Source organism: Baekduia sp., assembly GCF_035318805.1.
Taxonomy (GTDB): Bacteria; Actinomycetota; Thermoleophilia; order Solirubrobacterales; family Solirubrobacteraceae; genus Baekduia.
On record NZ_DATHDY010000016.1, the window covers coordinates 200,101 to 211,680 of the forward strand.

The window sequence follows — 11,580 nt, forward strand, 5'->3', positions numbered from 1 at the left end:
GCTGATTCTCTAGCCTCATGCGTGTGCTGGCGCTGGACTACGGCTCGGCCCGGTGCGGCTGTGCGCTGAGCGACCCTACGGGAACGCTCGCGACGCCCATCGAGCACATCGAGCGACCAGGGACCCGCAAGGGCCTCGTGCGCGTCGCCGACCTCGCGCGCGAGCGGGAGGTCGGACGCATCGTGGTCGGGCTGCCACTCGGACTGTCGGGGCGCGACACCGACCAGACGCGCGAGACGCGCGAGTGGGCCGATCGGCTGCGCGAGCGCGTCAAGCCGATCCCCGTCGAGCTCTACGACGAGCGCTTCACGACGGCCATCGCGTCGAAGTCGGGCCCACCCACCCACGCGCGCACGAGCGAGGACTCCCGCGCCGCCGCCGTGCTCCTCGAGGACTGGCTGGCCCGCCACGGAAGCGAGATCGGATGACCCCGCTGTTCGGCGGCGACAAGAAGGGCACCAGCGCGGAGCAGCGCGCGCGCAGCGCCGCCGAGCGCGAGGCCGCGCGGCTGGAGCGCGAGCGCCGGCGTGCGGAGCGCGAGGGCCGGCCGCTGCCGCCGGTCCCCGAGCCCGCCTCCACACTTCCTCCTGAGGGCCAGGCCCCGCGACAGGAGACGCACGAACCTGTGTCGGATGAGGCGGGACTGCTCCCGTTCGAGGACCAGGCGGAGCCGGTCTACGAGCCCGAGCCGGACTTCGAGCCCGACCCCGAGCCGGTCTTCGAGCCCGAGCCCGTCACCGTGCCGGCGAGCGACGAGGCGCCCGCGGGCGTCCGTCGGGTCGCCGCGCCATCGGTCCGCGACCTCCCGGAGGTCGCCGGTCCGCGGCCGGCGGGACCCAAGGGCCGGCAGAAGCGGCCGCCCAGGCAGCGCGGCCTCCCGCGCGCGCGGCGCGGCCGCCGGCTCATCCCGCTGCTCGTCCTGGTGGTCGTCGTCGCGGTCGGCTACTTCGCCTTCCGGGTCGCGCAGCCGTTCGCCGGCGAGGGCGACGCGGCTCACCCCGTGCGCGTCACGATCCAGCCGGGCGCCACCGCCGGGGAGATCGGCGACGAGCTGGCCCAGCAGGGCGTGATCGACTCCGCGTTCTTCTTCAACATCCGTTCGCGCCTCTCCGGAAAGCGCGCCGACCTGAAGGCCGGCAGCTTCACGCTCAAGCGCGACATGAGCTACACCGCCGCGCTCGACGCGCTGACCCAGAACCCCGCCGCCGCGCCGACGGTCAAGGTCACCATGCCCGAGGGTCGCTCGATCCGCGAGGCCGCCCCGGCGGTGCGCGGAGCCGTGAGCGGCAGTTACGTCAAGGCCGCGACCCGCAACCCGCGCGAGGTCACGGGACTCAAGAACTACGGCGTCCCGCGCGGCACCAAGACGCTCGAGGGCTTCCTGTTCCCGGCGACCTACGAGCTGAAGCGAGGCGCCAAGACCGCCACCGCGAGCAAGCTCGTCGCCCAGCAGCTGGCCACGTTCCGCGAGAGCTACAACAAGCTCGACCGTCGCGGCGCCAAGCGCAAGAACCTCAGCGACTACGACGTGCTCATCATCGCCTCGATGATCGAGCGCGAGGCGGGCGTCGCCAAGGACCGCAAGCTCATCTCGGCCGTCATCTACAACCGGCTCAAGGACCACATGCCGCTCGGAATCGACGCGACCCTGCGCTACGGCCTCGACAACTGGACCCGGCCGCTCAAGCAGTCCGAGCTGCAGAAGGACTCGGCCTTCAACACGCGCACGCGCCAGGGACTGCCGCCGACGCCGATCGGCAGCCCCGGCCTGGCGTCGATCAAGGCCGCGCTGGCGCCGGCGAACGTGTCCTACCTGTTCTACGTCGTCAAGCCCTGCGGCAACGGCGCGCACGCGTTCTCGTCCTCCGACGCCCAGTTCACCAAGGACGTCCAGGCCTACAACCGCAAGCGTGACCAGCTCGGCGGCAAGGACCCGTCGCACTGCTGAGCCCAGCGGCCGGCGCATGACCATGCACCGCCTCGGGGTCCTCGGATGGCCCGTGTCGCACAGCCGCTCGCCGGCGATGCACAACGCCGCCTTCGCGGCCCTCGGGCTGCGCGACTGGCACTACCAGCGGCTGCCCGCCCCGCCGGAGATCTTCGAGGAGACGGTCAGGTCGCTGCCGGCGTCGGGCTTCGTCGGCGCCAACGTCACGATCCCGCACAAGGAGGCGGCGCTGGCGCTGGCCGACTCGGCGACCGACGCGGCCCGCGCGATCGGCGCCGCCAACACGCTGAGCTTCGACGCCGACGGCGCCATCGCGGCGTCCAACACCGACGCGCCCGGCCTCCTGGCCGCCCTGCCCGACGCTCCCGCGGGGAAGGTCGCGCTGGTGCTCGGCGCGGGCGGCAGCGCGCGCGCCGCGGCCTACGCGCTCCGCGAGGCCGGCGCCGCCCGCGTGCTGGTCTGGAACCGGACGCCGGAGCGCGCTTGCCGGCTGGCCGAGGATCTGGGCGTCGAAGCCGTCATTCGGCCGCTGGCCGCGGATCTTTTGGTCAACTGCACGAGTGTCGGGCTCTCCGACGGCGAGTTCAAGCAGCTGCCGATCGATGCCGATGCGCTGGGCACATACGCGACCGTGGCGGACCTGGTCTACCGGTCCGGCGGCACCGGGCTCGTCGCGGAAGCGCGACGCCGGGGATGCACGGTGGTCGATGGCCTGGAGGTCCTCGTCCGTCAGGGCGCGTTGAGCTTCCAGGCCTGGACCGGCCGGGAGGCGCCCATCGACGCGATGCGGGACAGCGCGCGTGGATCGAGCCCCGACGAACATGACCCCGGAACCAGCGACCCATCTCACCGCCGTGCCGCCGATCCCCGGCGCACCGATCGGTGACGTCGCGGGCGGGGGCAACGGCGCGGCGACCGTCGCGGCGCCGCCCATCGTCCCTGCCGGCTCGAACGAACGTCCAGCCGACTGGAACGGCATCACCCCGCCGCGTCGCACCGGCGGGGGCAGCGCCCGCTTCCTGACCGACGTCATCGTCGAGCTCGGCTTCTCGGACCGCCCGCGCGTGGAGCAGGCTGTCGAGGCCGCGCGCGCCACGGGCACCACGCCCGAGCACGTCCTGCTCGACCAGGGCGCGATCAGCCTCGACAACCTCGCGCGCGCCGTCGCCGAGCGCCACGGCCTCGATCACCTCGACCTCAACGTCTTCCAGGTCGACATGTCGGCGGCCAACCTGATCGCGCCCGCGTCGGCCAAGCGCTACGAGGCGGTCCCGATCTCGTTCGTGGGCGAGCGCGGACTGCTGATCGCGATGGCCGACCCGGCCAACGTCCTCGCGGTCGACGACATCGCCCTGATGACGGGCTACGAGGTTCGCGTCGCGGTCGCCTCGCGCGAGGACATCGCGATGCTGATCTCGCGACAGAGTCGACTCGACCACGTCGCCGCCACCGCCGAGATCGACCTCTCGCCCGACGAGGGCGTGGGCGAGATCGTCGACCTGCGCGAGTCGGCCGACGACGCGCCGGTCATCAAGCTCGTCAACCAGATCATCGCCCAGGCCGCCGAGCAGGGGTCCTCGGACATCCACTTCGAGCCCGAGGACGGCTCGATGCGGGTGCGGTTCCGGATCGACGGCGTGCTGGTCGAGACGATGACCGTCCCGCGGCGGATGGTCAGCGGCGTCGTGTCGCGCCTGAAGATCATGAGCGACCTCGACATCGCCGAGCGTCGCCTGCCCCAGGACGGCCGCGTCGGCCTGAGCCTCGACGGCCGCCACATCGACCTGCGCGTGGTGACGCTGCCGTCGGTGCACGGCGAGAACATCGTCATCCGCATCCTGGACAAGTCCAACGTCCAGTTCGACTTCGAGAAGCTCGGCATGGACGAGGACGACGCCGCGCGCTTCCAGAAGGCGTTCCACCAGGCCTACGGCGCCGTGCTCGTCACCGGCCCGACCGGCTCGGGCAAGTCGACCTCGCTCTATGCCGCGGTCGGCGAGCTCAACACGCCCGAGAAGAACATCATCACGATCGAGGACCCCGTCGAGTACCAGCTCGAGGGCGTCACCCAGGTGCAGGTCAACAAGAAGGCGGGCCTCACGTTCGCCAACGGCCTGCGCGCGATGATGCGCGCCGACCCCGACGTGATCATGGTCGGCGAGATCCGCGACGCCGAGACGGCCAAGATCGCCATCGAGGCGGCGCTCACGGGCCATCTCGTGCTCTCGACGCTGCACACCAACGACGCGCCGACGTCGATCACCCGCCTGGTCGAGATGGGCATCGAGCCGTTCCTCGTGGCCTCGGCGGTGGACTGCGTCATCGCCCAGCGCCTGTGCCGCACGCTGTGCCAGAACTGCAAGGAGCGAACGATCATCCCCGCGCCCGTGCTGCAGGACCACGGCTTCCGCAGCCACGTGGACATCGAGGCCTATGACCCCAAGGGCTGCTCGCGCTGCGGCGGCTCGGGCTACAAGGGCCGGATCGGCCTCTACGAGGTCATGACGATCACCGACGAGATCCGCCGGCTGGCGATCGAGCGCGCGCCGGCCGACCGCATCGCGGAGGTTGCGATGCGCGACGGCATGCGCCGCCTGCGCGACGACGGCCTGGAGAAGGTCAAGCAGGGCCGCACGTCGATCGCCGAAGTGGCGCGCGTCACGGGCACCGGCTGAGCCGGCGCGGCGACGTCCTGCGCACCGAGTCCTACAACTCGCGTGCGAGGACTTGACCCGTCATGGTGGAGCCCATGCAGACGCGACAGCTGGGAATCGACGGGCCCGAGGTCGGCGCGATCGGCTACGGGGCGATGGGCCTGAGCTGGGCCTACGGCAACCGGGAGGGGACGGACCCCGACGCCGTCATCAACCGCGCGATCGACCTCGGCGCCACGCTGATCGACACGGCCGACGTGTACGGGCCGTTCACCAACGAGATCCTCGTCGGCCACGCGCTCAAGGGCCGCCGCGACGAGGTGACGCTCGCAACCAAGTGCGGCCTCCTCGTGGACGATCCGGACACCAAGAACGTTCGTCGCGACGGCCGGCCCGAGCACATCAAGGCATCGATCGACGGCTCGCTGCGCCGCCTGGAGGTCGACCACGTCGACCTGTACTACCTGCACCGACCGGACCCGGACGTGCCGATCGAGGAGTCCGTCGGCGCGCTGGCCGAGGTCGTCGCCGCCGGCAAGGCCACGGGCATCGGCCTGTCGGAGGTGACGCCCGACCAGCTCGAGCGCGCACTCGCCGTCCATCCGATCGCCGCCGTGCAGAGCGAGCTGTCGCTGTGGACGCGCGACCCGCTCGCGGAGATCCTGCCGCTGTGCGCGCTCCACGGCATCGCGTTCGTCCCGTTCTCGCCGCTGGGCCGCGGCTTCCTGACCGGCCGTCTGGACCGCGACCAGCTCGAGGACGACGACGCCCGCCGGCGCTGGCCGCGCTTCCAGCAGGAGGCCTTCGCGGCCAACCAGGCGATCGTCGACGCCGTCCGCCGCGTGGCCGAGCGCCACGACGCCGCGCCCGGACAGATCGCGCTTGCGTGGGTCCTCGCCCAGGGCGAGCACGTCGTCCCGATCCCGGGCACCAAGCGCATCCCGTACCTGGAGGAGAACGTCGCCGCGACCGACGTCCTGCTCAAGTCCGACGACCTCGACGAGCTCGACGCGCTCCCCGAGGCGGTCGGCGCGCGGTACTGAGACGAACCGTCGACGCGGCGCAACTTCGGCGCCGGGGCATCGTTGAAGGGCCGAATGCTGAAGACGCCTCTCGCAATCCTCGCCGTCGCCGCCACCATGGCCGCGGCGCCCACCGCCGCGCTCGCCGGCCCGCCGAACCCGCTGAAGGCGACCACGGTGCTCAACGGCTATGACGCGCCGCAGGTCGCCGAGCCGGGCGCGCTGGCCTTCCGGACATCGGACGGCACCGCTGGGGTCATCGACGACGCGCTCGTCCAGCAGCGCGTCCCGCCCGTGGCCGGTTGCCGGTTCGCCGCGGCGGGCGGGAACCACCTGGCGTGGGACTGCGGCGGCGAGCTCCTCCAGAACCGGCAGAACCCGTCCGACTCCAAGTCCGTCCGCCACGTCGCGATCACCGACCTCGCCGGCACCGTGCTGGCCCGGCCCGACGTGATCCTGCGCGATGGCCAGCCGTCGGCGCCTGACGTGGTGGGGTCGCAGTGGCTGCGAGTCTCGACGCCGGGCAACAAGTCCGACGCGCGGTGGGTGCAGAACTGGCGGACGGGCGAGCTCCGCAGCGGCCAGGACGACGCTCAAGCCACGCATTTCGACTACGACGCCGCCACGCTCGTGCTGCCGTACTGCGCGCCGATCCAGGCGCAGGCGGTCGCGTGGTCCGATAGCTACTCCGGGCCGTCCTACCGTCCGGTCGAGTACCGCGGAGGGTGGGCGATCGTCGACACGCGCACGGGGCACCCGGTGCCGACCAACCCGGTCCACCACGAGCTGCGCCGCTGCGGCCTCGCCCGCCCGGTGAAGGCGCCCGCGTCGCTGACCACGGCCATCGCCGTGACGCTCGGTGACGGCTGGGTCGCCTGGCGGCCGCGCGGTACGGCGGCGCGCCTGCACGTCATGCGCCTCTCGGACCGGCGCCGCTGGGTCGTCGCCGCCAGGGGCCGAGCGATGCTCACGGCCGCGAGCCTGTGGGTGGCCGACGACGCGACCCGGCAGGTGTCCTGGGCCCGGCTGCCGCGCGGCTGACGCCCGCCCCTTCCGCGGGCCGTCCAGTCGGGGCCTGCCCGCTCAAGAAACGGGGTGGATGCGTCGACCATCGTGGCGATGCGACTCGACTTCGCCCAACTCCTGCTCGACGTCCTCGAGCGTCGCGCGTCCGACCTGCACATCACCGCCGGTTCGCGGCCCATGATCCGGGTCCGCGGACGCCTCACGGCGCTGGACGACTACCCGGTCCTCGACTCCACCGACACTCGCGAGCTCGTGTTCGGCATCCTCACCAACGACCAGCGCCAGCGGCTCGAGACCGACTGGCAGCTGGACTTCGCCTACGCGGTGCCCGGGGTGGCGCGCTTCCGCGTCAACGCCTACCTGCAGCGCTCGGCTATCGGCGCGGCCTTCCGGCTGATCCCGTCGCAGATCGTCCCGATCGACGACCTCGGGCTGCCGCCGGTCGTGCACGACTTCTGCAAGAAGCCGCGCGGCCTGGTGCTGGTGACCGGCCCGACCGGCTCGGGGAAGTCGACCTCGCTGGCCTCGATGATCGACGAGGTCAACGAGTCGCGCGAGGAGCACATCCTCACGATCGAGGATCCCATCGAGTTCCTGCACAGCCACAAGAAGTGCATGGTCAACCAGCGCGAGCTGGGGTCGGACGCGACCAGCTTCGCCGCCGCGCTGAAGGCGGCGCTCCGTCAGGACCCCGACGTCATCCTCGTGGGTGAGATGCGCGACCTGGAGACCATCGGCACCGCGCTCACCGCCGCCGAGACCGGTCACCTCGTCTTCGCCACGCTGCACACCCAGAGCGCCCCGCAGACGATCGACCGCATCATCGACGTGTTCCCCAGCCACCAGCAGGCCCAGGTGCGGGTTCAGCTGTCGGTCGCCTTGCAGGGCGTCATGACCCAGACGCTCATCCCGACCGCCGACGGCTCGGCGCGCGTCGTGGCCTGCGAGACGCTCGTGCCCACGCCAGCGGTCCGCAACCTGATCCGCGAGGGCAAGACCCACCAGATCCTGTCGGCGATGCAGACCGGCGCGGGGACTGGGATGCAGACCCTGGACGCGGCGCTCGCGGCGCTGGTGCGAGCGGGCAAGATCAGCCAGCGCGCTGCCGAGGCGCGCTCCTCGAGCCCAGACGACCTTCGGCGCCTCATGGGCACCGGAATGACGATGGCGGCCTGAGCCATGGCGACCTACGTCTTCAAGGCCATGGACATGACCGGCGCCAAGGCGTCGGGCGAGGTCGAGGCCGACAGCAAGCAGGTCGTCGCCGACCAGCTCAAGCAGCGCGGCCTGATCGTCCTCGACATCGCCGGCAAGCACGGCTCCAAGCAGCTCAACATCGGGTTCCTGAACCGGATCAAGCCCCAGGACCTGACGATCCTCACCCGCCAGCTCGCCACCATGGTCAGCAGCGGCATGACGATCCTCCGCTCGCTGTACGTGCTCGAGGCGCAGACCGAGAACAAGAAGCTCGCCGAGACGCTCGTCGCGGTCCGCAAGGACGTCGAGGCCGGGCTTCCGCTGTCGGACTCCCTCGAGCGCCATCCCAAGGTGTTCAACCAGCTCTTCGTCGCCATGACCCGCGCCGGCGAGACCGGCGGCATGCTGGACCAGTCGCTGGAGCGTGTCGCCTCCCAGCTGGAGTCCGCCGACTCGCTGCGCCGCCAGGTGCGTGCGGCCATGGCCTATCCGCTCGTGGTGATGGGCTTCGCGTTCAGCGTGCTCATCGCCCTCGTCGTCTTCCTCGTACCGGTCTTCGTGGGGGTCTTCAAACAGTTCGGTGGCGACCTCCCGACGATCACCAAGTTCACCGTCGGGCTGTCGCACGTCATGACCGGCTACTGGTGGGCGCTCATCCTGGGGTCCTGCGGCACGGTGTACGCATTCCGCAAGTGGAAGGCCACGGCCTCCGGCATCCGGCTCTGGGACACCTTCAAGCTCCGCATCCCGATGAAGATCGGCGACATCGTCCAGAAGATCGCGCTGGCGCGCTGGTCGCGGACGCTGTCGGCGCTGATCAGCGCCGGCGTGCCCCTCATGGCGGCGCTGGAGATCACCGGTAAGACCGCCGGCAACTGGTGCATCGAGAAGGCCATGGGCGACGTCATCGAGAGCGTGCGCCAGGGCGGGACGATCTCCGATCCGCTGAAGGCCGCGTCGGTCTTCCCGGGCATGGTCAGCCACATGGTCGGCGTCGGCGAGGAGACCGGCGCCATGGACACGATGCTGTCGAAGATCGCCGACTTCTACGAGGACCAGGTCAACGCCGCCGTCAAGCAGCTGGCGTCCATCCTCGAGCCGGTGATGATCATCGTCGTCGGCGGGATGGTCGGCTTCATCGTGATCTCGATGTACATGCCGCTGTTCAAGGTGTACGACTCGATCAAGTAGGGCGGGGTCGTTCTCGGGTTTCACAACCCGAGAACTACCTGCACAGAGCGGCTTTCGGAAAGCTCGCCCCGACGGGCCGTGCCGGTTCTCAGGTTTCGGTCCATTCTCAGGTTTTCGCAGGGGTGGCAACACCGCGATCCGCGGCACAGAGCCAAAGCGCCGCCGATCCCAGGGCGCCGGGTGGGGATGGCCGGGCCGACCGCGTTGCCGGACGCGCTTCGGCCCGCTCCCGTGCGGCATAGCGGTGTAACGCGGGCGCGACGAAGCGGGTGCTCCGTTGCATGGAAACGAGTAGCGCACTTACCGCGTCCTTCGTCGCGCGGGTGCGTTAGAAGGAGCATTCGCCGCTCCGTGGTATCCACTGCCGTCCTTACGATCACCTCGGCGCTGAGCGCCGCTGTCGTGGTGGCGGGCGCGTCGCCTGCTCGTCCGCCGGACGCCGTGATCGCCCCGACCTCCGCCCCCGCGACCGCGGACTTCCGGCTGACCAGGGAGCCCGTCGTCGTTGTCGAAGGGACGAGCGACGGCGCACCGTACTTTCAGGTCCGGGTGCGGATGAGCCGCTCTCTGCCTGTAGACCGCCAAGGGGTGCGAGCCAACTTCCTCGTCGGCAGTTCGGGGTCCGACGCGGACCCCGTGCCGTTCGGCAAGCGCGCGCGTCACTGCTACGCCTCGTCCGTCGGCAACGACAAGCCGGATCCCCACCTCGCCCACGTGACGCCAGGATCGAAGGTGCGGCTCACCGTCCGGATCACGGGTCACCGGCAGATCATCCGCACCGTCACCCTCCGCTCGTCTCGCTACATCAAGTTCCGCACCCTGGGGTGCGGAGTACGCCGGTAGCCGCCGGTCAACCGCTGCCGCCTTGGACGAACAGGAGCAGCGCATCCGCGCTCCTCCTGAGCATGGGAAAGCGGAAGCGGGTCGCTGAATAATCGGGTGCCGTTGACGAGGCGGGGCTTGGGCGTCGCCTCGGGCGGCAATCTCAGCGCCGGGCTCGGGGGGGCGTCGCGCCCCCCGCGCTCATGACAGCATCGCCCGGAGCTGTATCGGCGCCCAGCCGCGACGGCTAGATGGCCGCACCCCCGCAGCCCATATCCATCAACGTCCCGCCGATCGCGTTCGCCAAGATGGGGTTCCCTACCAGCTCCGCACCGTTGAGTTGGAAGACCAACGAGCTGCAGAGCACCGTGGAGGGCGTGTACACGGGGCTGACGACCGGCCAGGGAACGCCAGGCCCAGGCCCGAACGTCGAGGCGTTCGCGCTCGCCGCCGGGACAACGACGGCGAGTGCGGCCGTGACGGCCGCCAACGCGGCCAGGGGCTTTCGGTGAGACATGATTGGCAGAAACCTCTCCTGAGTGCAGGACGGCCGGGGCTGCCGCCTGTCGATGGTTGACCGCGTGCTGTCCTCCAGCGCGGCCCCGTCGGTGACCCCGTCGATCCTGCCGTCCGCGTCGCTCCCCGCGCGCCGTCCCGCGGGACCATTGATGCTGGCAAAAGGGACCTACGACAACTCGTTGGCGCGTCGCATCGGCGAGCGGGGCGCCGAGCCCGTCGAGTCCGGTCCCGCTATTCACGGTAGGTCGCTACTCGGCACGCTGGCCGTTCACAGCGACATCCCCAGACCCGCATCGCCGCGACAAGTTCAGCGTCCGCACCGACGCCCGGCCCTTCGCTCGGAACGAAGAGCGGGATGTTCTGCCGTCGCTGCTGCATCGGACGACGAGCAGCACTCTGCGATTCCGCGAAAGCTGCGGTCGCCTGTCGCCTGTTGGTCAGTGCTCCTGCGCATGGAAAGCGAGAGTGGTGGCCGGTCGAGCCCGCCGCTGAGGGACGGAGTCGCGCGCCGGCGAGATGCTGCCTCCGCAGCGGCGCCCATGCCGTGTCCCTCGCGGCGCCGCGCCGACCTGGCTGCCGACTCCAACCGGCGCGCCTGCCATTTCGTCGCTCTGCCGCCGAGGGCAGTGCAGTGCCACAACACTGCGCATTCGAGTTCTTTGGCGTCGCGGCGTTGGCGCGCGTAGAGTCAGTTTGCGCTCCCAGTCAGCGCTCGACTTGAGCCCCCGCAGCACACCCCAGGGCCATCCACGGGCGCGCAGTGCATTAACACGATCAGGCTTCGTGCGACGGGCCGGTGCCTGCAAGCAAGGAGGATCCCGCATGTCTGCCACCACTGACAGGTCAGCGGAAGCCACGGCAGTCCGGCCGTTCACGGTCAAGTTCCCCGAGGCGGACCTCGAAGACCTGCTCGCCCGCATCGCGGCCACGCGCTGGCCCGAGAAGGAAGGCGTCGACGATGCGTCGCAGGGCGTGCAGCTGGCGACGATCCAGGCGGTCGCGCGCTACTGGGAGACCGAGCACGACTGGCGCAAGTGCGAGGCCAAGCTCAACTCGGTGCCCAACTTCATCACCGAGATCGACGGGCTCGACATCCACTTCGTCCACGTTCGCTCGAAGCACGAGGACGCGCTGCCGCTCGTCGTCTGCCACGGATGGCCCGGCTCGGTGATCGAGCAGATGAAGATCGTCGACCTGCTCA

General features: G+C 70.6%; 11 protein-coding genes. All 11 read left to right on the plus strand.

Going from position 1 to position 11,580, the window contains the following annotated elements; genetic code table 11:
• Positions 1-17: 17 nt before the first annotated feature.
• Positions 18-428, plus strand: coding sequence for a Holliday junction resolvase RuvX (ruvX, locus tag VK501_RS03870; protein ID WP_324334817.1), 411 nt, complete (start codon positions 18-20; stop codon positions 426-428).
• A complete protein-coding gene (mltG, locus tag VK501_RS03875) occupies positions 425-1,948 on the plus strand; it encodes an endolytic transglycosylase MltG (protein ID WP_324334819.1) in 1,524 nt (507 codons plus the stop codon). The genes ruvX and mltG overlap by 4 nt, the downstream gene beginning before the upstream one ends.
• A gap of 16 nt (positions 1,949-1,964) precedes the next feature.
• On the plus strand, positions 1,965-2,834 hold the full coding sequence (aroE, locus tag VK501_RS03880; RefSeq protein ID WP_324334821.1) for a shikimate dehydrogenase: 870 nt from the start codon (positions 1,965-1,967) through the stop codon (positions 2,832-2,834).
• Positions 2,803-4,623 (plus strand): GspE/PulE family protein, encoded by a 1,821-nt coding sequence (locus VK501_RS03885; protein ID WP_324334823.1) that lies wholly within the window; start codon positions 2,803-2,805, stop codon positions 4,621-4,623. Before aroE ends, VK501_RS03885 begins: the two co-directional genes overlap by 32 nt.
• Before the next feature lie 74 nt (positions 4,624-4,697).
• Positions 4,698-5,645: an aldo/keto reductase gene (locus tag VK501_RS03890; protein ID WP_324334825.1), complete on the plus strand. Its 948-nt coding sequence runs from the start codon at positions 4,698-4,700 to the stop codon at positions 5,643-5,645.
• Positions 5,646-5,699: 54 nt separating this feature from the next.
• The gene (locus VK501_RS03895) at positions 5,700-6,665 is read left to right on the plus strand and encodes a hypothetical protein (RefSeq protein ID WP_324334827.1); all 966 of its coding nucleotides are present in this window, start codon (positions 5,700-5,702) and stop codon (positions 6,663-6,665) included.
• A gap of 78 nt (positions 6,666-6,743) precedes the next feature.
• The gene (locus tag VK501_RS03900) at positions 6,744-7,826 is read left to right on the plus strand and encodes a type IV pilus twitching motility protein PilT (RefSeq protein WP_324334828.1); all 1,083 of its coding nucleotides are present in this window, start codon (positions 6,744-6,746) and stop codon (positions 7,824-7,826) included.
• A 3-nt stretch (positions 7,827-7,829) separates the two neighbouring features.
• Positions 7,830-9,038 (plus strand): type II secretion system F family protein, encoded by a 1,209-nt coding sequence (locus VK501_RS03905; RefSeq protein WP_324334830.1) that lies wholly within the window; start codon positions 7,830-7,832, stop codon positions 9,036-9,038.
• Between the two features lie 351 nt (positions 9,039-9,389).
• Positions 9,390-9,881 (plus strand): hypothetical protein, encoded by a 492-nt coding sequence (locus tag VK501_RS03910; RefSeq protein ID WP_324334832.1) that lies wholly within the window; start codon positions 9,390-9,392, stop codon positions 9,879-9,881.
• Positions 9,882-10,195: 314 nt separating this feature from the next.
• On the plus strand, positions 10,196-10,372 hold the full coding sequence (locus VK501_RS03915) for a hypothetical protein (RefSeq protein ID WP_324334834.1): 177 nt from the start codon (positions 10,196-10,198) through the stop codon (positions 10,370-10,372).
• 829 nt (positions 10,373-11,201) lie between these two features.
• Positions 11,202-11,580: epoxide hydrolase N-terminal domain-containing protein (locus VK501_RS03920; RefSeq protein ID WP_324334836.1), on the plus strand; the 379-nt coding region annotated here is incomplete at its 3' end.

Bases quoted from the DNA above. Each gene is read 5' to 3' on its own strand.
- VK501_RS03900 (WP_324334828.1), top strand. From the start codon at position 6,744: ATGCGACTCGACTTCGCCCAACTCCTGCTCGACGTCCTCGAGCGTCGC.
- VK501_RS03895 (WP_324334827.1), top strand. From the start codon at position 5,700: ATGCTGAAGACGCCTCTCGCAATCCTCGCCGTCGCCGCCACCATGGCC.
- ruvX (WP_324334817.1), top strand. From the start codon at position 18: ATGCGTGTGCTGGCGCTGGACTACGGCTCGGCCCGGTGCGGCTGTGCG.
- VK501_RS03890 (WP_324334825.1), top strand. From the start codon at position 4,698: ATGCAGACGCGACAGCTGGGAATCGACGGGCCCGAGGTCGGCGCGATC.
- mltG (WP_324334819.1), top strand. From the start codon at position 425: ATGACCCCGCTGTTCGGCGGCGACAAGAAGGGCACCAGCGCGGAGCAG.
- VK501_RS03905 (WP_324334830.1), top strand. From the start codon at position 7,830: ATGGCGACCTACGTCTTCAAGGCCATGGACATGACCGGCGCCAAGGCG.
- aroE (WP_324334821.1), top strand. From the start codon at position 1,965: ATGACCATGCACCGCCTCGGGGTCCTCGGATGGCCCGTGTCGCACAGC.